At 69.2% G+C, this 22,983-nt stretch carries 21 protein-coding genes; 9 read left to right on the forward strand and 12 right to left on the reverse strand.

Annotation, left to right across the window (positions count from 1 at the left end; translation table 11 throughout):
* Nucleotides 1-34: 34 nt before the first annotated feature.
* Nucleotides 35-784, forward strand: coding sequence for an enoyl-CoA hydratase-related protein (locus tag V9K99_RS32050; protein ID WP_337005824.1), 750 nt, complete (start codon nt 35-37; stop codon nt 782-784).
* Here V9K99_RS32050 and V9K99_RS32055 read toward each other — a convergent pair whose 3' ends face one another.
* Nucleotides 785-3,127, reverse strand: a complete 2,343-nt coding sequence (locus V9K99_RS32055) for a glycoside hydrolase family 95 protein (protein WP_337005822.1) — start codon at nt 3,125-3,127, stop codon at nt 785-787.
* Between the two features lie 154 nt (nt 3,128-3,281).
* Here V9K99_RS32055 and V9K99_RS32060 point away from each other — a divergent pair, with 154 nt between their 5' ends.
* Nucleotides 3,282-4,010, forward strand: a complete 729-nt coding sequence (locus tag V9K99_RS32060; RefSeq protein WP_337005820.1) for a phytanoyl-CoA dioxygenase family protein — start codon at nt 3,282-3,284, stop codon at nt 4,008-4,010.
* On the opposite strand, the gene V9K99_RS32065 is transcribed toward V9K99_RS32060, so the two are convergent.
* Both V9K99_RS32065 and V9K99_RS32070 read right to left on the reverse strand, forming a co-directional pair.
* Nucleotides 4,000-4,980, reverse strand: coding sequence for an NAD(P)H-dependent flavin oxidoreductase (locus tag V9K99_RS32065; RefSeq protein WP_337005818.1), 981 nt, complete (start codon nt 4,978-4,980; stop codon nt 4,000-4,002). The two genes, V9K99_RS32060 and V9K99_RS32065, sit on opposite strands and share 11 nt — an antisense overlap.
* Nucleotides 4,977-6,380 (reverse strand): FAD-dependent oxidoreductase, encoded by a 1,404-nt coding sequence (locus V9K99_RS32070; RefSeq protein WP_337005815.1) that lies wholly within the window; start codon nt 6,378-6,380, stop codon nt 4,977-4,979. Before V9K99_RS32070 ends, V9K99_RS32065 begins: the two co-directional genes overlap by 4 nt.
* Nucleotides 6,381-6,553: 173 nt before the next feature.
* Here V9K99_RS32070 and V9K99_RS32075 point away from each other — a divergent pair, with 173 nt between their 5' ends.
* Nucleotides 6,554-7,744, forward strand: a complete 1,191-nt coding sequence (locus V9K99_RS32075; RefSeq protein WP_337005813.1) for an alpha/beta fold hydrolase — start codon at nt 6,554-6,556, stop codon at nt 7,742-7,744.
* On the opposite strand, the gene V9K99_RS32080 is transcribed toward V9K99_RS32075, so the two are convergent.
* Complete coding sequence (locus V9K99_RS32080) at nt 7,725-8,627, reverse strand: hypothetical protein (RefSeq protein WP_337005811.1); 903 nt, start codon at nt 8,625-8,627, stop codon at nt 7,725-7,727. The genes V9K99_RS32075 and V9K99_RS32080 overlap by 20 nt on opposite strands.
* 168 nt (nt 8,628-8,795) lie before the next feature.
* Between V9K99_RS32080 and V9K99_RS32085 the strand changes: the two genes are divergently transcribed.
* Entirely contained in the window at nt 8,796-10,490 is a 1,695-nt protein-coding gene (locus V9K99_RS32085; protein ID WP_337005810.1) for a histidine kinase, read from the forward strand.
* Entirely contained in the window at nt 10,481-11,125 is a 645-nt protein-coding gene (locus V9K99_RS32090; RefSeq protein WP_337005808.1) for a response regulator transcription factor, read from the forward strand. The genes V9K99_RS32085 and V9K99_RS32090 overlap by 10 nt, the downstream gene beginning before the upstream one ends.
* A gap of 2 nt (nt 11,126-11,127) precedes the next feature.
* Here V9K99_RS32090 and V9K99_RS32095 read toward each other — a convergent pair whose 3' ends face one another.
* The 6 genes from V9K99_RS32095 to V9K99_RS32120 all read right to left on the reverse strand — a co-directional run bounded on the left by V9K99_RS32095 (nt 11,128) and on the right by V9K99_RS32120 (nt 16,623).
* Complete coding sequence (locus V9K99_RS32095) at nt 11,128-11,859, reverse strand: endonuclease/exonuclease/phosphatase family protein (RefSeq protein ID WP_337005806.1); 732 nt, start codon at nt 11,857-11,859, stop codon at nt 11,128-11,130.
* Complete coding sequence (locus tag V9K99_RS32100; RefSeq protein WP_337005804.1) at nt 11,856-12,998, reverse strand: ROK family glucokinase; 1,143 nt, start codon at nt 12,996-12,998, stop codon at nt 11,856-11,858. Before V9K99_RS32100 ends, V9K99_RS32095 begins: the two co-directional genes overlap by 4 nt.
* 70 nt (nt 12,999-13,068) lie before the next feature.
* Nucleotides 13,069-14,031, reverse strand: a complete 963-nt coding sequence (locus V9K99_RS32105) for an ROK family glucokinase (protein WP_337005802.1) — start codon at nt 14,029-14,031, stop codon at nt 13,069-13,071.
* Nucleotides 14,022-14,414 (reverse strand): hypothetical protein, encoded by a 393-nt coding sequence (locus V9K99_RS32110; protein ID WP_337005800.1) that lies wholly within the window; start codon nt 14,412-14,414, stop codon nt 14,022-14,024. The genes V9K99_RS32105 and V9K99_RS32110 overlap by 10 nt, the downstream gene beginning before the upstream one ends.
* Nucleotides 14,411-15,727, reverse strand: coding sequence for an ArsA family ATPase (locus V9K99_RS32115; protein ID WP_337005798.1), 1,317 nt, complete (start codon nt 15,725-15,727; stop codon nt 14,411-14,413). The genes V9K99_RS32110 and V9K99_RS32115 overlap by 4 nt, the downstream gene beginning before the upstream one ends.
* On the reverse strand, nt 15,724-16,623 hold the full coding sequence (locus V9K99_RS32120) for an SRPBCC family protein (RefSeq protein WP_337005796.1): 900 nt from the start codon (nt 16,621-16,623) through the stop codon (nt 15,724-15,726). The genes V9K99_RS32115 and V9K99_RS32120 overlap by 4 nt, the downstream gene beginning before the upstream one ends.
* Nucleotides 16,624-16,733: 110 nt before the next feature.
* Here V9K99_RS32120 and V9K99_RS32125 point away from each other — a divergent pair, with 110 nt between their 5' ends.
* Nucleotides 16,734-18,521, forward strand: a complete 1,788-nt coding sequence (locus V9K99_RS32125; protein WP_337005794.1) for an AMP-dependent synthetase/ligase — start codon at nt 16,734-16,736, stop codon at nt 18,519-18,521.
* Between the two features lies 1 nt (nt 18,522).
* Here V9K99_RS32125 and V9K99_RS32130 read toward each other — a convergent pair whose 3' ends face one another.
* Nucleotides 18,523-18,804: a DUF6881 domain-containing protein gene (locus V9K99_RS32130; RefSeq protein ID WP_337005792.1), complete on the reverse strand. Its 282-nt coding sequence runs from the start codon at nt 18,802-18,804 to the stop codon at nt 18,523-18,525.
* A gap of 118 nt (nt 18,805-18,922) precedes the next feature.
* Here V9K99_RS32130 and V9K99_RS32135 point away from each other — a divergent pair, with 118 nt between their 5' ends.
* From V9K99_RS32135 to V9K99_RS32145, 3 genes are all read left to right on the forward strand, one after another.
* Complete coding sequence (locus V9K99_RS32135; RefSeq protein ID WP_337005790.1) at nt 18,923-19,324, forward strand: STAS domain-containing protein; 402 nt, start codon at nt 18,923-18,925, stop codon at nt 19,322-19,324.
* 69 nt (nt 19,325-19,393) lie between these two features.
* Entirely contained in the window at nt 19,394-21,133 is a 1,740-nt protein-coding gene (locus V9K99_RS32140) for a glycoside hydrolase family 36 protein (RefSeq protein ID WP_337005788.1), read from the forward strand.
* Nucleotides 21,130-22,122 carry a LacI family DNA-binding transcriptional regulator gene (locus V9K99_RS32145; protein WP_337005786.1) on the forward strand — a complete coding sequence of 331 codons (993 nt, stop codon included), beginning with the start codon at nt 21,130-21,132 and terminating at the stop codon, nt 22,120-22,122. Before V9K99_RS32140 ends, V9K99_RS32145 begins: the two co-directional genes overlap by 4 nt.
* Here the strand turns inward: V9K99_RS32145 and V9K99_RS32150 are convergent.
* Nucleotides 22,088-22,978 (reverse strand): LysR family transcriptional regulator, encoded by an 891-nt coding sequence (locus V9K99_RS32150; RefSeq protein WP_337005784.1) that lies wholly within the window; start codon nt 22,976-22,978, stop codon nt 22,088-22,090. The genes V9K99_RS32145 and V9K99_RS32150 overlap by 35 nt on opposite strands.
* Between the last annotated feature and the right edge of the window lie 5 nt (nt 22,979-22,983).

The following is a 22,983-nucleotide window of genomic DNA, read 5'->3' on the forward strand; positions in this document are numbered from 1 at the left end:
GCAGGCGGGGCCGCAGTGGGTGTTGGATGAGCACATGACCGAACTGGTGCACCTCGAGGTTGCCGACGGCGTGGCCACGATCACGCTGGACTCGCCGCACAACAAGAACGCGCTCTCGCAGCAGCTGACCGGTGAACTGCTGGAGCGACTCGAGGCGGCCGGCGCGGACGACTCCGTACGGGTGATCGTGATTCGCTCGGCGCTCGATGTGTTCTGCTCCGGTGCCGACCTGTCCGAGGCGACCACGGTCGGCATGGGTGTCGGCGCGCAACGGATGGTCGACGTCCAGCGGGCGATCGTCGCCAACCCCAAGCCCGTCGTCGCGCGGGTCGCCGGGCCGGTCCGGGCCGGCGGGATCGGGATCGTCGCGGCGGCCGACATCAGCATCGCCGCCTCGGAGTCGACGTTCGCGCTCACCGAGGTCCGGCTCGGGCTGGCGGCCGCCACCATCTCGCTCACCGTCATCCCCCGGCTCACCGACCGGGCCGCGTCGTTGACGTTCCTCACCGGCGACGGCTTCGACGGCGCGGAGGCCGCGCGCCTCGGCCTGGTCACCCGCGCGGTCCCCGGCGACGACCTCGACTCCGCGCTGGACGCCGTACTCAAGTCTCTCCTGAAGGGCGTCCCTCAGGGCCTGCGCGAGTCGAAGAAGCTCCTCAACCGCGAGCTCCTCGCCGATATCGATGCCCGTGGCAAGGAACTCGCCGAGCTGTCGGCCGGGTTGTTCGGCTCCCCCGCCGCGCAAGAGGCGATGCTCGCGTTCCTCAACCGCCGCAAGGGCTGATCAGCTCAGCTCCAACCGGTGTACGGCGCCCGCAGTCAAGGTGACCGGGATGCGTTGGCCGCCGTACCGGATGATCCGCTGCTGGTCGCGATTCGCCGTGAGGACGGTGCCGAGGCCGGACGGCGACCAGGCGAGGTCGACGGTGACACCGCCGCGGGCTCGCAATCCGGTCACGCGACCCGTCGTCCACGCTGCCGGTACGGCGGGCAGGAGTTCGATCTCACCGGTGTGGCTCTGCATCAGCATCTCGGCGATCCCTGCCGTCGCGCCGAAGTTGCCGTCGATCTGGAACGGCGGGTGCGCGCAGAACAGGTTCGGGTAGACACCCGCGCCACTCCCCACATAGTCCGTCGAGGTGTCGTCGGCCGGCGTCAGAAACGCGCGGACCAGCCGGTGTGCTCCGGCTGCGTCGCGCAGCCGGGCCCGGAGGTTGATCTTCCAGGCCAGCGACCAGCCCGTGGCCCGATCCCCGCGCAGGTCGAGGGTCCGCGCGGCCGCGGCAGCCAGTGCCGGCGTGCCGTCGGGGGTGATCGCGTCGCCGGGATGCAGACCGATCAGGTGCGACATGTGGCGGTGGTGCGGGTCCTCCTCGGGCAGGTCGGCGGCCCACTCCTGAAGTTGCCCACGGCTACCGATCGGCGGGTCCGGGATGCGCTTGCGAGCCGCGGCGAACTGCTCGACCAGCGGATCGGACAACTCGAGCGCCTCGGCAGTGAGCACGCAGCGATGGAACAGGTCGGAGATCAGCGCGAGGTCCATCGTCGATGACACGGTCACCGACGCGGGCTCGCCGTCGGCCAGGTAGCTGTTCTCCGGTGAGGTCGACGGCGACGTACCCAGGCTGCCGTCCGGCAGCTCGACCAGCCAGTCGAGGCAGAACTCTGCGGCGCCACGCAGGATCGGCCAGGCCCGCTCCAGGAACCCCAGGTCGCCGCTGAACGCGTAGTGGTCCCACAGGTGCCGGACCAGCCAGGCACCGGCCATCGGCCAGTTGGACCACCTCGGTTTGCCGGCCACCGGGATCGTCCAGCACCAGGCGTCGGCGTTGTGATGTGCGGTCCAGCCGCCACAGCCGTACCGCTCCCTCGCCGTACGGCGACCTGCTTCCGCGAGGTGCTCGAGGAAGTCGAGCAGGGGCTCATGACACTCGGGCAGACTCGTCGTCTCCGCCGGCCAGTAGTTCATCTCGGTGTTGATGTTGACCGTGTAGTTGGAGCTCCACGGCGGCTGCAGGATGTCGTTCCAGATGCCCTGCAGGTTCGTCGGCAGCCCACCGGGGCGCGAGCCGGCAATCATCAGGTAGCGCCCGTAGTTGAACACCAGCGCGACCAGGGACGGGTCGTCCTGCTCGACGGCTCGGGTCAGCCGGACATCTGTTGGTACGTCGGCTTGATCGCCGGGACCCTCCAGCTCGAGCGACGATCGGCGGAACAGCTCCTGATGGTCCGCGGTGTGCTCGCGGACGAGTTCGTCGTACGGGCGATCGAGGGCGGCGGCAACCTTCTCGTCGGCCTGTGCGAAGCATTCGTCGGCTGTCCGGATCGGCGGGGTCAAGGGACCGTCGTACCCGGTTGCCGTGGCGAGGATCAGGGTGACTTCGGTTGCTTGGCTGATGGTGAGGCTGGTCTCGGTCGCACTCAGGTCGCCATCGGTCAGGGTGCGGAGTGCGATGGCCGCTGCCATGCCGCGGTCGGCGCCGTTGGAATAGCGGACCGGCTCTGGTACGTCGCGGTTCGGTGGGAAGACGTCGGCCGGAGCCTGCAGGAGGAGTCCGAGTCCGTCCGCCACCGCATGCGGCTGGGACTTCAGCTGCGAGGTCAGGCGCGCGGTGAGCGTGAGTGGTTGCGATGCGGTCAAGCGCAGTACGAGCACTCCGGCCGGAGCGCTCACGAACACCTCCTGCCGGATCGCCTCGCCTCCGGTCTCGTACTCCGTCACAGCGGTCGCGGTGTCGAGGTCGAGGGATCGCCGGTACTGCGTCACTTCGCCGGCTGCCGGCGTGGAGACGTCGAACAGCAGGTCACCGAGCGGCATGTAGGCCTGCGAGTGGCCGGCCTGGAATCCACGCACCAACTCGTGCGCGCGACGTACGTCACCGGCCGCGAGCGCTGCTCGAACGTCCTCGACCGCATCGGCGCCGGTGGCACCGAGTGCGGCCGACAGCAGGCGCGCGGTCTCCGGGCTGCCCGACCAGCACGTCTCGTCGTTCAGGGCGATCCGGTCCGTGCCGACTCCGCCGAAGCACATTGCCCCGATCCGGCCGTTGCCCAGCGGCAGCGCCTCCACCCAGAGACTCGCCGGCCGGTCGTAGTACAGCCGCTGCGAGCTCACCAGATTGCTCAAACCAGGCCCTCCGTCGGCCACCAGAAGTGATCCAATGAATCCCCGGGATCCTAGCGGCGCCTGCGGCACCACAGCTAGACCAGCGGGGTGAAACATCCGACCTCTGGCGCCTAATTCGATTGCCGGTCGGGGCAGCCGCTGATGGACTGGCAGCATGATCACCGACAGCCAGCGGGCGCACTTTCGGGAGCAGGGGTACGTCGTTGTGCCCGACGTACTGACCGACGCGCAGCTTGCCGCCGGCCGTCGTACCGTCGCCGCCATGCTCGAGCAGGAACCGCCGGCAGATGTCGGTTTTCACTTCCTCTGGCCGCGGTTCAACGGCGGGCACGAGCTGCTCGACCTCTACCGGGAGGTGGGGCTCGGTGAGCTCGCGGGGCAGCTGATCCGTCCCGAGCTGTCCATCGAGGAGCCGGACTTCGCGCAGGTCGCGACGACGATCCCGCCGTGGTCACATCGCCCGGGCGGGCCGCACGTCGACGGGATCACGCCGATGGCGGCTGATGGTGTGCCGGGGACGTTCACCATGCTGGCCGGGCTGTGGCTCACCGATCACGAAGAGCTTGATCGGGGCAATCTCTACGTCTGGCCTGGGACGCACCTCGGCCTCGGCGCCTATCTCGCCGAGCATGGCGCCGATGCGCTCACCCGCGTCGACGAGATGAACCCGGGCCCCTATCCCAAGATCGACCTCGGCTCCCCCGTCCAGGTCTCCGGCCCGGCCGGGAGCGTGCTGTTCGCCCACTACTTGCTCGGGCACAACATGGGCGGCCACACCGGTGGCGACCGCCGCGAAACCGTCTACTACCGCCTGCACGCCAACGGGCACAGGGACCGCTGGCGCGAGGTGGTGACCGATCCGCTCCTGGACATCAGGAGTTGACGGGCCTGGGGATGGCGGCTTCGGCGTGATGCAGGGCTGAGGCGCACTCGGACATGAGGCGGGAGACGAGGTCGGCGGCGGGGATGACGTCGTGCACCAGTTCGGCGGATTGGCCGGTGAACGGGAGTAGGTCGTGGCCTCCGCCGGTGAGGACTTCGGCTCGTACGCGGGCGGCGAGGGCCTGGGGATCCACGCTGTCCGGGTCCTGCTCGAGTTGATCGGTGAGCGGGGTCCGCAGGGCGCGCGCGGTGAACGGCGCGCCGACCTGTGGGAGGTTGAAGGGCGGCAACGCCCGGTCGGAATGCGCGACCTTGATCGCGTCCCGGGCATGTGCGGCGACGATGCGGTCCTTCCACTCCTGGTTGACCGTCATCTCGGTGGTGGCGAGGAAGCGGGTGCCGAGGCTGACGCCCTGGGCTCCGAGGGCGAGCGCGGCCGCCATCCCCCGCCCGTCGGCGATCCCGCCCGCCGCCACCACCGGGGTCGAGCCGGCCAGGTCGACGACCGCGGGTACCAGTACCAGCGTCGAGACCCAGCCGGCGTTCCCACCGGCTTCGGTGCCCTGGGCAACGATGACGTCCGCGCCGGCCTCGAGCGCGATCTCGGCCGCGTCGACATCCCCGACCGTCTGGATCCACCGGATCCCGTGGTCGTGCGCCCGGGCGATCAGGTCGGCCGGAATCCCCATGTGGAAGGAGATCGCGGCCGGCCCGGCCTCGAGGGTGGCGTCGAAGGCCTCCCGGTTCAGCGGCCGCCCGGTGTGGTTGATGGCGAACGGCCGGTCGGTGAGCTCGCGCAGGCGTCGCCACTGATCGCGTAGCTCGTCGGTGCTGCGAAGTGCGGTGCCGAGACTGCCAAGGCCGCCCGCGTTGCACACCGCGGCCGCCAGGTCGACCTCCTCCCAGGGACCGAACGGCGCGAGCACGATCGGCACCTCGATCCCGAGGAGCGAGCAGAGTGAGTTCATCATTCGGCCCTCGTCGTGGTCAGTTGCTTGTCGACGACGAAGCCATTATGGACCGGAGCCGGCCGGCGCCGGGAGAGGAGTACGCGGGGCATGAGCCGTGGCGAGAACAGAGCTTGTGGCTCGTCGATCATGTTGAGCACCCGCAGGAACGCGGCGCTCACGGTCGCGTCGTCGGAGACGGCGGCCAGGACCCGGTCGAGGTACTTGTTCACGAGCTTGTCGACCCTGGTCTGGCTGGCGCCGACTGTCGTCGGGTAGCGCAGGTCCGAACCGGTGGACAGCATCCACGGCCCCTTGGCCCGGGCGGCGATCGCGCGCTGTGCACCTTGAAGCGCACGGGTCAGGTCGGCCTGGGAGTGGCAGCCGGTGAGGAGGTCCGCCAGCACCTCGGCTTCCTTCGCTGCGACCGTCATCCCTTGTCCGTACGCCGGATTGAACGCGCACAGGCTGTCTCCGAGCACGAGCAGCCGTCCGGGCATCGCCGATTTCTCGTAGTGCCGCCAGCGGTTCGCCGTACGGCGGTAGCCCCAGATCGGCGAGATCGGCTCGGCGACCTCGAGGATGTCGGCCAGCAGCGGACTGCGCAGGCTCGCGGCGAAGTCGCGGAATCCCTGCTCATCGGTCGGCGGGTAGTCCCCACCGCCACCGATCACGGTCAGCACCCAGCGGTTCCCCTCGATCGGGAACATGATGCCGCCCCGCGGCTGCACCGGCGGCGCGTTCTGGATGTAGACGGCCTTCCACCGAGCGCTGAACCCGGCGGGGATCTCGAACAACCCGGTCGCGTAGCCAAGGAAGGAATCGACGGTGCTCTCCTCAGGAGCCGCGAAGCCGTGCTCCCCAAGCCACTCCGGCAGCTTCGAACCGCGCCCGCTCGCGTCGACGACCAGATCGGCAGGCAGTTCGGCCGTCGTACCGGTGTGCCGGCCGTGCAACTTCACCCCGGCAACGTCGCCCGTCGGCCCAAGCCGCAACGCGGTCACCTCGTGGTCGGCGTAGAAGCCGATCTTGGCTACCTTCTCGACGTGACTCCGCACGGTCCATTCGAGCAGCGATCGGGTGGCCGAGACGACGCGCTGCGTCGGCGCGAACGGCTGCGTCCAACGGTTGGCAGGAGTCAGCCAGGCCATGTCCGTCGGCAGATTCAGAGGTACGGCGCCGCCCGCGAGCAGATCGTTGCCGACGCCGGGGAGCAGGCGCTCGACGACCTCCATCCCACCCGCCCAGAAGGCGTGCAGGTGGCGCGCCTGCGGTACGCCCTTGCGGACGTCCGGGCCGTCGGGCAGCTGGTCCCGCTCGATCACGGTGACCTCGTCGAAGTGCTCGCTGAGCACGCGTGCGGTCAGGATGCCGGCCATGCTTCCGCCGATCACGACGGCGTGGCGCAGTCGGTCCTCGTTCATGGTGATTCCCCCTTGGAATGGTCCGGGCCGGCCACCCCCGGCCGCGATCCCGTCGGAACACCGTGGCAGCGCGGCGCCCGGGAGTCATGAAGAAGATCTGCAGAGCGTCCCGAGAAGGGCTGGAGACCGCACGGCTCATTCGTGGCACACTCTCGAACAGAGAGGGCCTGAGGATGTATCGCTTCCACGACTGCGAAGTGGATCCCCGCGGTTTCGTGCTCCGGCGGGGCGGCGATCAGGTGCGCGTGGAGCGGCAGGTCTTCGGAGTCCTGGTCCATCTGATCGAGAACCGGGACCGCGTCGTACCGAAACTCGAGCTTCTCGACGCCGTCTGGGGCAACCGCTTCATCAGTGACTCCGCGCTGACCAGCCGGCTCAAGGACGCGCGCCGCGCGGTCGGCGACGACGGGCACCGGCAGGAGGTGATCGCCACGGTGCACGGGGTCGGGTACCGATTCGTTGCCCCGGTCGAGGTGCTCGGGGAACCCGGCGCGACGCCCATCCCGGTCGCGTGCCTGGCCCAGGAGATCCACTACTGCGACACCCCGGACGGAGTGCGGCTCGCGTACGCCGTCTGCGGTGACGGACCGCCTTTGGTGAAAGCCGCGAACTGGCTGACCCACCTCGATCACGAGTGGAGCAGCCCCATCTGGCGGCACTGGATCCAGTGGCTCGCCGGCGCCCACCGCCTGATCCGGTACGACGAACGCGGCTGCGGACTCTCCGACTGGGACGTCACCGAGTTCGGTCTCGACGCCTGGGTCGAAGATCTCGAACTCGTCGTCGACTCGGCCGGGGTGGACCGCTTCCCGCTACTCGGTGTCTCCCAGGGCGGCGCAGTGGCGATCGCGTACGCCGAGCGTCACCCGGACCGGGTCAGCGAGCTCGTCCTGATCGGGGCGTACTGCCGTGGCCGGCTCGCCCGGGCGCGATCCGAGGAGGAGCGGCAGGAGGCTGCCCTCGACCTCGCGCTGGGTCGAGTGAGCTGGCGCCGCGACGACGCCGCCTTCCGGCAGGTGTTCGCCAGTCAGTTCCTGCCGGACGCGCCGCGCGAGACGTGGGGCGCGTTCAACGAACTGCAGCGGGCGACGACGTCGGTGGAGAACGTCGTACGGTTCCTCGACGCGTTCGCCCACATCGACGTCTCGGCCGTGGCGCCGAAGGTTCGCTGTCCCACGCTGCTCGTGCACTCACGCGGCGACATCCGGGTCCCGGAGTCACAGGCCCTGGAACTCGCCAAGCTCATCCCCGGCAGCCGACTGGTCTACCTCGACAGCGCCAACCACATCATCACCGAACGCGAACCCGCCTGGCCAGTCCTGGTCAACGAAGTCAACCGCTTCCTCAGCGAGTCCCGGGCCTGAGTCCGTTCAGCGCCTTGAGGCCTGCGAAGGCGAGGAGAGCGAGGCCGGCCACGGCCAGCGCGGAGGTCAGTGGACTGAGGTCCAGCAGGCCCCGGCCGTCGTACGTCTGGACCAACGTGGAGGCGATCAGGACGGCGTACCCGGCCGCGCCCATGGCGACGATTCTGAGTCGGCGTCGCTCGGTCGACTTGGCGACCAGCAGCAGGATGGCCAACGCGGGCAGGACCTGGATGGCGTGCAGGGTCACCGCATGCGGCACCTTGAGGGCGCCCGCCGTACCGAAGGTGTTGCCGCCCTCGGCGATCATCTGCGCTCCCACCCCCTGACTGACCAGCATCAGCAGCAGGCCGAGGCGGATCGCCCAGGCGAGCGACGGCGGCGCGTCCATCCGGACGAACGACCGGACCGTCACGAAGACCGTCAGCAGCACCAACAGCGCCACCAGCATGCCCATGAACGAGAAGACCGATGCGTCGAACGGCGTGGTCTCGTTGAAATGCGACGCGACGCCCCGCCAGGTCTGCAGCGAGACCAGGAACACCTCTGCCAACGATGCGATTGCGAACAATCCGACAATGATCCAGCCGGTCAGCCGCTTGGCCCGCAGGAAGGTCATCAGCCAGGTGATCGTCACCACGGTGATGCCGAAGGACAGCCCGAACACGATCGGCTTGCGCCACGAGACCGGCCCTTCCCACGACCCACCGTCGACCAGGAACACGACCGCGTGCACCAGTCCGCTGAGCAGGAGCAGCACCCCGCAGACGTAACCGAATCGCTGGTACGACGCGACCGGCGTGAACCGCCCGATCCGTCGTACCTCCGCCGGCAGGCTGGTGGCCTGAGCTTGCTCCGGCTCGTCCTGAATGATCCGTGTCTTCATCGCCGCTCTCCCCTCGGGTCTCCTCCCAACGCTGGCAGCGAGGGACCCGACCGGTAAGGCGGCTGACTGGCCGTTCAAGGGTTCGGTTTTCTGGTGTACGCCGTCCCAGCCCGCGCCCGCCGCCTGGTTTCGGGCAGAGGGCGGGCGTAGCTTGAGCAAGGGGTTCTGATGGGGACGAGACCCGTGCTGTTGGTGACGACGGCTGCTCTGGTGGTCGGCGTCGCGGCTGCGATCGCGCTGGCCGCGGCCGGCGGGGTCGACCCGTTGCATGCGCTCCTGATCCTGTGGATCGCGACGTCGTACGCCGGTAGTGGCCTGGTCGCCTGGGCTCGCCGGCCCGCGAATCGGCTCGGGCCGCTGATGATCGTGACCGGGTTCGGCACTCTGGGCAGTTCACTGGTCTGGGCGAACGCCGCCCTCCCGCACACGATCGGGATGGCCCTGGACCTGGTTCCGCTGGTCCTGGTCGTGCACGTCAGCCTGGCGTTTCCAGGGGGTCGACTGCGGCACGGGTACGAGCGCGTGCTGGTCGGCGTCGGCTATGCCTTCGCGCTCGGCGCCCAACTGGTGGTGATGATGCTGGGCGGTCCCGGCGGTCGTCTTTGGTTGACAATCGCAGACCTACCGGAGGTGGCCGACCCGCTGCACGTGATCGAGTTGCTCGTGATCAGCGGCGTCGCGCTCACCGGCGGCGCGTTGCTCGTCGCGCGGCGACGGGCCGACGGCCGGCCGCTGCGTCGATCGCTGGCGTTGCTCATCGACGCGTTCGTGCTCGGCCTGCTGATGATCGCCGTACTGCTCATCGTCGGTGTCTTCGAAGGACCCGCCTTCCCGGCAGTCCGCGATGTCAGCCTCGCCTTGATCGGGCTTGCGCCGATCGCGTATCTCGGCGGTCTGCTGCAGGCTCGACTCGCGCGTACGGCGGTCGGCGACCTGGTGCTCGCGTTGCGCGCCAATCCGATCGACCTGCGCAGTCCGCTGGCGCAGGCGCTGCGGGATCCGTCGGTGGACTTGGTGTATTGGCTGCCACAGTTCGGCAGCTGGGCGGATCAGGACGGCCGGCCGGTGGAGCTTCCCGCCGATCCGGCCCGGGTGACGATGATCGATCGAGACGGTGCGCGGGTCGCGGCGCTGCTGCACGACCCGGCACTGAACGAGGAGCCGGATCTGCTCGACGCGGTCAGCGCCGCCGCGGCGATCGCACTCGAGACCGGTCGGCTGCAGGCGGAGTTGCGGGCGAATGTCGACGAACTCCGGGGATCCCGGGCCCGGGTGCTCGAGGCCGGCGAGGCCGAGCGCCGACGGCTGGAACGGGATCTGCACGACGGTGCCCAGCAGCGACTCGTCTCGCTCTCACTCGATCTCGGCGTACTCGAGACGCGGCTCGGCGAAGCCCCGGAGGCGAAGGCCCTGCTGAGTGAGGCACGCAAGGAGATTGCCCTCTCGCTGGACGAGCTTCGCGACATAGCTCGCGGTCTCTATCCGGCGGTTCTCACCGCGCACGGGCTCCCGGTCGCCTTGGAGTCCTTGGCCGCCCGGGCACCGGTGCCGGTCACCTTGACGGTCGCGCTGGATGAACGGCTGGCCGAGCCGATCGAGGTCGCGGCGTACTACGTGGTGAGCGAAAGCCTGACCAACATCGGCAAGCACGCCCAGGCACGGACTGCCGGCGTGGACGTGCGCCGAGTCGACGGCCTGCTCGTGGTCGAGGTCGTCGACGACGGTATCGGCGGTGCCGACACCGAGCAGGGCACCGGACTGCGAGGCCTCGCCGATCGGGTCGAATCGCTCGGCGGCCGGTTGCGGATCTGGACCCCACGAGGCGGCGGTACCCGACTGCGGGCGGAGTTGCCGTGCGGGTAGCGATCACCGAGGACAGCGTGCTGCTGCGCGAGGGTCTCGCCCGTTTGCTCAGCGAGGCCGGGTTCGACGTCGTTGCTCGGTGCGGCGACGCCGACGAACTCCGGGCGGTACTGCGGGTTCAATTGCCCGATGTTGTGATTGTCGACATTCGACTGCCGCCGACGCATACCGACGAGGGCCTCCGCGCCGCCGTCGAGATCCGGGCCAAGCATCCCGGTGTCGCCGTACTGGTTTTGTCGCAGTACGTCGAACCAGGCCTCGCGATGGAGCTCCTCGCCGACTCCGCCGAGGGGGTCGGCTACCTGCTCAAGGACCGGATCAGCGACGTACCGGATTTCCTGGCCTCGGTACGACGGGTGGCCGCGGGCGGCTCGGCGATCGACCCGGCGATCGTGTCCACCTTGTTGTCACGCCGTCGTACCGAGAACCCGCTGGAGCAACTGACTCCGCGCGAACGCGAGGTCCTCAGCCTGATGGCGGCCGGCAACTCCAACCAGGGCATCGCCGATCGCCTGGTCATCACCGTCCGCGCGGTCGAGAAGTACGTCTCCAGCATCTTCGACAAACTCGGCCTCCCCACCACGGGTTCGGAATCCTGCCGGGTACTGGCCGTCCTCCTCTTCCTCCGCCGCTGACCTCAGGTCGTGAGCTCGATCAGCATTGGGAGGTGGTCGGAGGCTGCGGCCAGGTCGTCTGGGGTGGCTGGGGTGGGGAGGATTCGGCCGGTGAGAGGTGGCGTCAGGTGGGCGCCGTCGATGCGTTTGTGGGGGTTGGTGGAGCTGAAGGTGGGGCCGGCGTCGGCACCGAGATCGGTGAGGCCTTCTTCGGCGAGGCGTTTCCAGACCGGGCCGTCGGGTTCTTCGTTGAGGTCGCCGGCCAGGAGGTACGGCGTACCGAACGAACGGCAGCCGCGGAGGACCTGTTCGAGCTCGTGTTGCCGGCCGCGCAGGTGGAGGCCGAGATGACAGACGACCAGGGCCAGCTTCGTGGAGCCGAGGGTGAGCCGGCCGCCGACCGCACCGCCGGGGAGTTGAGTCGCGATCAGCCGGAGCCGACGGCGGATGAACGGGCGCCAGACTCGCCAGTGCAGCGGTTCGGCCAGTTCGGTGCCATCGGCAACCAGAATCGCGTTGCGGGCCGAAGCGGTGACGTAGCGCATGCCGAAGCTGTCCGCCATCGCCCGGCGCTTCCGCCGGGTACCCCACCAGGTGGGCGCCTCCTGCACGAGCATCACGTCCGGCGCACAAGCCTTCACCACCCGAGCCAGCGCCGCCCGGTCGTCACCCCACCGATGCACGTTGTAGGACAGCACCCGCAACACAGCCGGCCCGGGCTCCCCCGCCGTACCCGGGTCAGGCCCGAGACTCATGCCTCGGTGTCGCCGTTCAGGTCGGCGTGGTGGAGGTCTGCGTCGGGCGCTGCTGCGCGCATTCCGGTACGACGGCCGGCCGACTTGCGAGCGGCTCGGTCGAGTCGGGTCGAGCGGCTGCGTGCCGCCGCGGTCTTCGCTGTGACGGCCGTGGTCTTGACGCGGACCCGGCGCAGCCAGGTCGCCTCCTCGCGGGCCAGGTCCGCAGCACCGACCATGCCGGCCTCCGGACCGAGCACAGCCCGCACGATCCGCGCCTCCGGCCGGAACCCGCGCCCGGTCAGCGTCCGCTTGAACGCCTCCCGCGCCGGCGCCAGCAACAGCTCACCCGCGTCCGACACCCCGCCACCGATCACGAACGTGCCCGGGTCCAACGCCGCGGCGAGGTTGGCGAGACCGATCCCGAGCCAGCGCCCGACATCCTCCAGCAACTCGACCGCGACCGGGTCGCCGTCCTTGGCCAGCTCGGTCACCATCGGCCCGTTGATCTTCCGCGGATCGCCCTCGGCCGCCCGCAGCAGGTTGTGCGCCACCGGCGAACCCGAGAGCGCCAGCTCCCGCGCCTCCCGGGTCAGCGCGTTGCCCGACGCGTACTGCTCCCAGCAGCCGCGGTTGCCGCACTCGCACCGATGCCCGCCCGGCACGACCTGCATGTGCCCGAACTCACCCGCGATGCCGAACTTCCCGCGCTGCAGGGACCCGTCGTTCAGGATCGCACCACCGATCCCCGTCCCGAGGGTCACGCAGACCAAGTGGCTCTCACCCTGACCGCCGCCGAACCGCCACTCCGACCACGCGGCCGCGTTCGCGTCGTTCTCGACCACCACCGGCAGCCCGAGCCGGCGCTCGACCGCGTCCCGCAGCGGCTCGTGCCGCCAGGCGAGGTGCGGGGCGAACAGGACCGACGACCGCGTCCCGTCGACGAATCCGGCCGCGCCGATACCGACCGCGATCACGTCGTGCCGGGACTCCAGGTCGCGGACGATCTCCTCGATCGCGTCCTCGGTCTCCTTCGGGTCCTTCGTCGGAGTGTCCCGGCGCAACCGATCCAGGATGTTGCCCTCCGGGTCGACCACTCCGGCGGCGACCTTGGTGCCGCCGATGTCGATCCCGATCGTCAAAGCCTGTGTCAGAGCCACCGCACGAGCCTCCTGGTCGTACCCCCGACCCCCGCCGAGCTACCTCCAGTATCCACCAGCCGGTACGTCGTCATCCGGTCACTGAGACCGGGCGGCGGGCCAGGTCGGCGGCACCGATGATGCCGGCGTCGTTGCCCAGCTCGGCCAGGCCGAAGCTGGGGTGCGGCCGGTTGGCCTTGGCCGGGAGGTTCCTCTCGAACGCGACCTGGGCCGACTTCAGCAGCAGCTCCTTGGCCGCGCTCACCCCGCCGCCGATGACGACCAGGCTCGGGTCGAACAGCGTCACGATGCTCGCCAGGCCCTCGCCCAGCCAGCGGCCGAGGTCGTCCAGCAGCTCGACCGCGCACGGGTCGCCCCCGGCCGCGGCCTTGGTGATCATCGGGCCGGTCAGCTCGGCCGGATCCGAGATCCCGCACACGCTCAGCATCTGCGCCGCCGCCAGCGAACCCGACTCGGCCAGCGCCCGACCCTCACGCACCAGCGCGCTGCCGGACGCGTACTGCTCCCAGCAACCGCGCGCGCCGCAACCACACCGATGCCCGCCCGGTACGACGCGCATATGCCCGAGCTCGGCCGCGACACCATGCTCACCGCGCAGCAGCTCGCCGTCGATCACGACCCCGCCGCCGATCCCGGTGCCGACCGTGATGCAGACCATGTGCTCGACATCCTTGGCCGCGCCGAAGGCGAACTCGCCCCAGGCGGCCGCGTTCGCGTCGTTCTCGACCACGACCGGGATCTTCAGCGTCTCCGCGACCCGGGCGCCGAGCGGCTCGTCCCGCCAGGCCAGGTTCGGCGCGAACAGCACCGTCGACCGGTCCGACGAGACGAACCCGGCGGCACCGATGCCGACCGCTTCCACGTCGTGCCCGGCGATCAGTTCGGCTGCCGCGTCACAGATCGCCGCCGCGGTCTCGTCGACCGAGGCAGCCGGGGTGTCGCGATGCGTCCGGGCGCCGATCGCGCCATCCAGGCCGACGAGGCCGGCCGCGATCTTGGTTCCGCCGACATCGATGCCGATGGTCAGTCCCATGGTTCGGGGTCCTCACTCACGTCGATCCGGTCCACCCGGGACCGGCTCGGCTCCTCCTGCTGCTGATCCGAACGCGACGCTGCGTCCTCCCGCGACTGCCGGGCAGCCTCGGCGGCTGCCTCCAGCAACGACCTGACCGACCCGAGCACGTGCGCCGCAGCCGTCGACAGCTGCTCGATCGTCTCCGGGCTGGTGTTCCGCACCTTGTTGATCAGCTGGCAGACCGGACACCACTGGCATTCGGGTCCAGCTTTGTGCTCGTGTTCCTGATCAGCGGGTTCGTGCTCGGCGTGCGCCGTACCCCCGCTGTCAGCCGCATTCTGGAGTACGGCGAACAGCTTGGCGGCCTCCTCGGCGACGGAACCGATGGACTCCTTGCTCAACGGCCCTCTCCGATCGCGGCTTCGCGTTCGAGGCGTTGGGCGTGGTACTCGGCCGTCAGGCCCTGTGCCAGCTCCTGCGCCGACTCCAACGGCCCTGTCCCACTCGGCAGGTCGGACGGGATCGGGCGAGCCGCCTCCCGCGGCGCGAACCGCACCTGCAGCCGCCCGTCGTCCAGCCGCGCACCCGCGACGACTCCACGCGCCAGTGCGGCCGGCAGTGGCAGCACTCGCCGGTACGAACCGACCGTGATGATCAGCTCGTCCCCGTGCCGCGCCAGCTCCAGCTCACTCGCGGATGCCAACGGCAACGGCATGGTCAGCGTGTACGTGCGCCCGTCGGTGTCGATGTGCCGGTCCACCCACAGCGAGGTCTCGTCCGTCGCCCGGGCGAACGGGTCGTCACCGCCGTACATCTCGACCGCGAAAGCGGCCAGCTCCTCGACGCCCACCGGTTCGCAGACCCGGTACGGCGATTCCCAGATCGGCAGCGGACGGAACGAGTCGGCAACCTCTTCGAGGATCCCGCGCTGCGCGGCGACCCACTGACGCCGCCACGTGTCGGCACCGGCGGCCGGGAACACCCGGTTCGCCACCACACCGTCCACGCGGTAGCCGTACAGCGAGAGCCGGGTCAGCGAACGTCGCGCCTCGGCCACGACCACGGCCTCCGGCGTCAGCACCAGCCGCACCGACGCGTCCGGACCGGCCAGCAACGTGCGGATGTCGGAGAGATCGCTTTGCAGCCGGCGCAGCGCGTCGAAGACTGTGTCGTCGGGCATCGGGATGCCCGACGTACGGCTGAGGAAGGGCCGGAAGGTCCGCATCACCTTGCGCTCGGCGTTGAAGATGCGGTCCATGTACCAGTTCAGCGCCTCGGGCAGCGCGAGCAGGCGCAGCGTCTCCGCGGTCGGCGCGCAGTCCACCACGATCACGTCCCAGCGCCCGGATCGGACGTGGTCACGCACCTCGAGCAGCGCGAGCACCTCCTCGGCGCCCGGCAGCACGGTCAGCTCCTCGGCCTCGATCGGGTCGACCCCGACCATGCTCAGCACCGACCGCAGGTACGCCTGGATGTCACCCCAGGACCGCTCGAACCGGCGCTGCGCGTCGATCTGCTGGACGAACAGCAGGTCGTCGATCTCGGTCGGCTCACCGCCGACCTCGGAGTCGAACGCGTCCGACAGCGAGTGCGCGGCGTCCGTCGACAGCACCAGCGTGCGCAGACCGCGCAGCGCGGCGAGCGTGGCGGTGCCCGCGGCGGAGGTCGTCTTGCCTACGCCGCCCTTACCTGTGTAGAGCAGAACCCGGGTCACTGGCTGAGGGACTCGACGCGCTTCTTGAGCCCCTTCAGGGCCGTTTCGATGATGACCTTCTCCGCTTTGCGCTTGAGCATCCCGATCATCGGGATCGCCACGTCCACGGCCAGCCGGTACGTCACCTCGGTCCCCTCCGCGCCCAGGTCGCGCAACACATAGGCGCCGTCCATCCCCTTCACCATCTTGGCCCGCACCAGCGTCCAGGTCACCTCGTTGCGGGACCAGGTGTAGTCCAGCGTGTACTCGTCCGAGATGGCGCCGGCGTCGACCTTGAACCGGACCTGCTTCGGCCGGCCCGCCTCGTCGGTGGACAGCACCTCGGTCTCCCGCATCGAGTCGGCCCATTCCGGGTACGCCGCGAAGTCCGCGATCACCGTCATGATGTCTTTCGGTGTCGCGTTCACCACGATGGTCGAGGTGGTCTGTTCCGCCATCGATTCACCTCTTTGCTGCCGGGACGGGACGTGCGTGGACTGCTGCGGGTCGGTTCCCTCCCCGGAGACTATCGCGGGTTCGGATCCGGTACGGCGCTCGCCCGCGGCGCGGCCCGCCTCGACCTCGTCCTTGAACCGCCACAGCCGGTCCCGGTACTGCGCGACGTACCTCTCCCGCAGTCTGGCCAGCGCCCGGCCGCCGACCGGTTTCGCCGGGTCGACCCGCAGGTACCAATGCACCACGACCCCGTCGCGGACCCGCTCCAGCCACCATTCCGCCGTACCGGTCGCCGCACCGGTGACAGCCCAGCGGACGCCCTCGAGGCCGCGTCGCTCGGACGGAGTCAGCGTCAGGTCCGGCCACCACTTGCGCCACAGGGTGTCCGAACCGAGCCGCTCGGCGACGTAGGCTGGATCAGCAACGACCAAGTCGTCGCAACTGATGTCGAGCGCGGGCATTGCTACTGGGCACCTGTTCCTTGGGTCACATGAACCTGGCTACTTCTGGGTAGGTGACTGTAGCGTGCGCCGGAGTCGACAATTCGTGACCGACTGAGGAGACGACGCGGATGCGTGAGTACACCGTTCCTGCTGTGACCGAGCCAGCCACCGGGAGCCTGAGCGACCCCGTCTGGGCCAACGCGTCCTCTCATCCTGACACCGCCGTCTTCAGCCGCAGAGCCGAGGGCGGCTGGCTGGACGTGACCGCGGCAGAGTTCGCGCGCGACGTCACCGCAGTGGCGAAGGGCCTGATCGCGGCGGGCGTGAAGCACGGCGACCGGGTCGCCCTGCTCAGCCCGACCCGGTACGAGTGGACCCTGGTCGACTACGCGATCTGGAGCATCGGCGCGGTCACCGTCCCGATCTTCGAGACCTCGTCCGCGTCCCAGATCCAGTGGATCCTGACCGACTCCGAAGCGGTCGCCGCCGTCGTCGAGAGCGCGGCGCACGGAGCGGTTGTGGAGTCCGCCCGCGCCGACGCGCCGGCACTGCAGGAGATCTGGCAGATCGAGGCCGGCGCGATCGAGGAGCTGACCGTGCTCGGCCAGCAGATCACCGACGCCGAGTTCGACAAGCGCCGTACGGCGGTCGCGCCGAACGACCTGGCGACACTGATCTACACCTCCGGTACGACGGGACGCCCGAAGGGCTGCCGGATCAGCCACTCCAACTTCCTGGACGAGCTCACCCCGGCGGTGAAGGTGCTGGACGACCTGTTCGACGTCAACGGCGCCAGCACGCTGCTGTTCCTGCCGCTGGCCCACGTGTTCGCCCGGATCATCCAGGTCGGCTGCGTGATGATGCGGGTCAAGGTCGGTCACACCGCGGACATGAAGAACCTGGTCGACGACCTGGGCTCGTTCAAGCCGACCTTCATCCTGAGCGTGCCGCGGGTGTTCGAGAAGGTGTTCAACTCGGCCAGCCAGAAGGCCCATGCGGACGGCAAGGGGAAGATCTTCGACGCCGCCGCGGAGACCGCGATCGCGTACTCGCAGGCGCAGGACAAGGGTGGCGCGTCGTTCGGGCTGAAGGCCAAGCACGCGCTGTTCGACCGGCTGGTGTTCGGCAAGCTGCGCGCGGTCCTCGGCGGCCAGGTCCAGTACGCCGTCTCCGGCGGCGCACCACTCGGTGACCGGCTCGGCCATTTCTTCCGCGGTATCGGCGTACCGGTGCTGGAGGGGTACGGCCTGACCGAGACCACCGCCGCGGTGGCTGTGAACCTGCCCGACGACATCCGCATCGGCACCGTGGGCCGGCCGCTTCCTGGTGTGACGGTCGGTGTCGCGGAGGACGGTGAGCTGCTGTTCAAGGGCGGCCAGGTGATGCAGGGCTACTGGAAGAACGACGACGCGACCGCGGCCGCGATCGACGCCGACGGCTGGTTCCACACCGGCGACCTGGGCGAGTTCGACGTCGACGGGTTCATCAAGATCACCGGGCGGAAGAAGGAGATCCTGGTCACCGCCGGCGGTAAGAACGTGGCGCCGGCCGTGCTGGAGGACCGGATCCGGCTGCACCCGCTGGTCAGCCAGTGCATGGTCGTCGGCGACGGCAAGCCGTTCATCGCCGCCCTCGTCACCATCGACCCCGAGACGATCGTTCCCTGGGCCACCGCGCACGACAAGCCCACCGACGTACCGTCCCTGGTGAACGACGCCGACCTGATCGCCGAGATCCAGAAGGCCGTCGACGAGGCCAACGGCACCGTCTCCAAGGCGGAGGCGATCAAGAAGTTCGCCATCCTCCCGAACGACTGGACCCAGGAGACCGACGAACTCTCCCTCAAACTCTCCCTCCGCCGCCACATCGTGATGAAGAACCACGCCGAGGACGTCGAAGCCCTCTACGCCAAGTAGCTCAACCGGCAGCGGACTGCCAAGCCTCCTCGAACTCCACCCGCGAGATCGCCGAAGGCTCGAACTCCCCGTCCTCGGCGATCTCCTCGAGCGTCGGCGCGGGAACCACGCCCAGCAGGGTCCCGCCGGTCGTCGTGCTCTCGTCCGCGCGGACGCGGCGGCCGTCGCGGAAGACCTCGACCTTGCGCACCTCGTACCTGTCCGGATCCAGCTCGCTGTAGAGCTCGACCGGCTCGTCGGGGAAGTCGTGGATCCAGCGGACCTTCAGGTAGGTGGGTTGCACGCGCCCAGTCTTCCAGCATCATCACGGGAAGTAACCGGGGATTGGCCGCGGGTACCGAGACGGTTGAAGGGCGATCGTAGGCTGGCTCTGGTCGCCGTCTGATGGTGAGGAGAGGTCAGTGGAGAATCCCGTCCCGGTGCCGCGCGTGGTCGCGTCGGTTCGTCGGCCGTCGGAGGTCAACGGACCGTTTGTTTGTGGGTGGAGTGCGGTTGGTGGGTGTGCGGTGGTCCGGGTGGCCGGGCAGGTGGATGGCGTCACCGCACCGGCGTTCGAGACCGAGCTCAGGCACGTGATCACGACCAAGCTGCCCAAGCTGGTGGTGGATCTGCGGCGCGTCACCGCAATGGAGCCGCCCGGCCTCGCCGTACTCACGAACGCACACGAACTGGCCCTCGAGCACGGCGGCTGGCTACGCACCTCCGGCGCCGCGAAATGGCTCGCGGACCTGATCCGGACGATCGCCCCCGACCACTACCCAACCCTCGCCGAAGCCCTCCCCGCCTACCGTCGAGCCACCTGATATTAGCGCTAAAAAGAATACTCCCGAATGCTTTCTTGCGTTGAGTTTTTACCGCTATAGTTCACAGGCGTGACGTCTTTCGAGATCCGCTCCCCCGATGGCCGCACGCCCCGGACCGGGTCGATCTCCGGTGCCCAATCGATCACCGAAATGCCGACCGCCGAACCAGCCTTACTGCGGTACGACGTGGTGGCCGACGATGACATCGTGCGGGTGCGGTGGAGCTGGCCGGCTGAGTCTGCGGTGACGTTGTGGCGGGCGACGCAGGGGTCGCGTCGGCAGTTGCCGACCGACTTCGGTTCGCATCGCGACATCCGGTCGGTCCGTTCGGCGCCGGTCGCGAGTCTCGTGGACGCTCAGGACCAAAGCCTGCTGACCGTCTCGCTGTCCGCCACGGTCCGTGGATGCGACTTCGCGATCGGCGTGCACGAGGAAGGCGCCGAGCAGTTGATCCAGCTCGCCGTCGACGACATCGAGCCGACCGACGGCGTCCGCCGCTTCACCCTCCGGATCGACCTCCGCGACCATCACTTCGCCGACACGCTCAAGGGCGTGACCGACGACTGGACGGCCGAGCTGGGCGATCGGATCGCGCCGGTGCCCGAGCTTGCTCACAAGGCGATGTACTCGACCTGGTACAGCGACCATCAACACGTCTCCGCCGACTCCGTCGAACGGCACGCTCGCGCGGGAGCGTCGTACGGCTGCCAGGCGGTGATTGTCGACGATGGCTGGCAGACCGATGACACCGCGCGTGGCTACGCCTATTGCGGTGACTGGGAGCCGACGAGCCGCAAGTTCCCCGACATGGCCGGGCATGTACGGCGGGTGCACGAACTCGGACTGAATTACGTGCTGTGGATTGCGCCGCCATTGATCGGCAAGCACTCCAAGGCGTGGGACCGGTTGAAGGACCGGACCCTCCGCTACGTCGACGGACTCCGCGCCTCGGTGCTGGATCCGCGGTACCCGGAGGTGCGCGATCACATCGTCGAAAGCTGCGTCCGGCCGGTGCGGGACTGGGGTGTTGACGGGCTGAAGCTCGACTTCCTCGACTCCTGGGGCCACTCGTCTCCCCCGCCCGCGCCCGACGGTGACTGTTCGTCGGTCGACGAGGGTGTCGAGCTGACCCTCCAGGCGATCACGGCCGAGCTCCGCAAGTTGCGGCCCGACCTGCTGATCGAGTTCCGGCAGGACTACGTGAACCCACGGCTGTGGCAGTTCGGCACGTTCCTGCGAGCCGCCGACTGTGCGATGGATCCGGTGGAGAACCGGGTGCGCACGATCGACAGTCGCCTGCTGGCCGGTGTTCGCGCGGTCCACTCGGACATGCTGATGTGGCATCCGGCCGCGGCACCGGAGACGGTCGCGCAGCAGTTCATCGGGGCGATGTTCAGTACGCCGCAGGTGTCGGTCGAGCTCGATGCGCTGCCGGTCGAGCAGCAGCGCGTCGTACGGTTCTGGCTCGGATTCCTGCGGGACCACGCCGACGTGCTGCTGCGCGGCGTACTGACTCCTTCGCGTCCGGATGCGCGCTACACGCAGGTGCGGGCCGTCGGCGTGTCGGAGACCTTGGTTGCCGTTTTCGCCAACCCTGTCGTGCGTTTGAGTGAGTCCGACCGGTCCGTGGTGCTGGTGAACGGCGGCAGCGAAGCACGCATCCTGGTCGAGGGCGCCGGCCCGGGACCGGTCGACCTCGTCGTGTCGGACTGCTCGGGCGTCGAGGTCGACCGGAGTACGACGACACCGCCGGAACTGTGGCCGATCGACGTACCCGTGGCCGGCGTGGCCCGGATCGAGCGGAAATGATGGAGCGGCGAACGACGGTCGCGGACGTTGCCCGGCTGGCCGGAGTGTCGGCGATGACGGTGTCGAACGTGCTGAACGCACCGCACCGGGTGAGCGATCCGACCGTGCGGACCGTGCGCGCCGCGATCAAGCAACTCGGCTACACCCCGAACCACGCGGCGCGGGCGTTGTCGTCTGGGCGGAGCCAGGTGATCGGCCTGCCGCTGTACTTCGACGAGGAGAACCCGGGCCTGGGCGGGTTCCTGCACGGATTGCTCGGCGGTCTGGTGAAGTCGGCGGCGGTCTCCGGGTACGGCGTCCACGTCACCACGCCGACCGAGGATGCCACCGAGATCGCGCAGTACGAGAAGCTGATCGCGGGCCGGCAGGTGGACGCGATCGTCGTCCTGGAGACGATGCCGCAGGACGAGCGGATCGAGTTCCTGAGCCGGCGGCCGTTCCCGTTCGTCGCCTTCGGGCGGACCGGGCCGCAGCATCGCCAATGCTGGGTCGACGTCGACAACGAGACGTCGATGGCCGGCATCGCGCGTCATCTGGCCGCGACCGGCCGGACGAAGGCCGCCTACCTCGCGACGGCCGGCGCACTCCCCTGGGTCCAGCAGCGACAGGACGGGTTCCGGCGGGAGTTCGCGTCGCCGGTGGCAGTGGAGTCGTTCGGCTCGCTCGACCAGGTTTCGGCGTACGTCGAGGAAGCGCTCAGTCGCCGTGATCGGCCGGACGTGTTCGTCGCGGACAACGACGCCTACGCCGTGGTCGCGATGCGCGCGCTGCAGCGACACGGGGTGAAGGTCGGCCAGGACGTCGCGGTCACCGGGTTCAACGACTTCCCGTTCGCCGGCCTGCTCGACACCCCACTGACGACGGCACGGATCCCACTCCCGGACATCGCGTCCGCCCTCGTCGAGCGGGCGCTACGCGAGATCAACGGCGACCCGGATCAACCCGGCCGCCTCGTCACGGCTCCGCTGGTCGTTCGCTCGAGTGCTTGACCGCAGTCTCGAGGAAGCGGGCAATCCACGGCGAGCGACTACCGGCCGGCCAGACGAACATCATCTGGTATGGCGCGACGTCGCGAACCGGCCGATAGACGACATCAGGCCGCTGGTTGCTGCGGGCAAGTGAAGTGGGCACCAGCGCGACCGCCTGACCGAAGGCGACCACCTCCAGCAGTTGCGAGGTGTCCTGGATGATCGGGCCGTCCACTGGGCGATCCGGGTGCGCGGACCAGTAGTTGAGGTCTTCGTCGTTCGAGCCGCTCCACCGGGGCGCAGGGATACCGGCCAAGTCTTCAGGGCTGAGAACGTCCTTGCTCGCCAGTTCGTGACTTGCCGGGAGGGCGGCCACCCGCGGTTCGGTCCACAGCAGCTCGGACTCCAGGCCATGATCGTCGAACGGCCGGCTGACCAGCGCCACGTCCGCTCGGCCGTCGCGGACCATGTCGGCCTGTTCACCGAATCCGCTGACGACGATCTCGATGTCCGGGAAGTCGGCGCTGTCCCGAAGCTGTTCCACGATCCGGTGCAGCAGCGCAGTCGCGACACCAGGCTTCGCCGTGACCACCAGCTCCTTCGTCGGCAGGCCCGCCCGCTGCGTCCGTCGTACGGCGGAATCCAGCGCGTCGAAGACCGGTGTCGACTCCTTGAGCAGCGTCTCGCCGGCCTCGGTCAGCGTGAGGCGCGGGCCAGATCGGTCGAAGAGGGGCACGCCGAGACGGTGTTCGAGCTGGCGCATCGCACGGGACAGCGGCGGCTGGGCGATGCCGAGGCGTTCGGCGGCCCGGGTGATGTTCAGGTCCTCAGCGACCGCGCGGAAGTACCGCAGCTCGCGGATCTCGGGTTCCGGCATACCTC

The organism is Kribbella sp. CCNWLW201, assembly GCF_037203805.1.
GTDB lineage: Bacteria > Actinomycetota > Actinomycetes > Propionibacteriales > Kribbellaceae > Kribbella.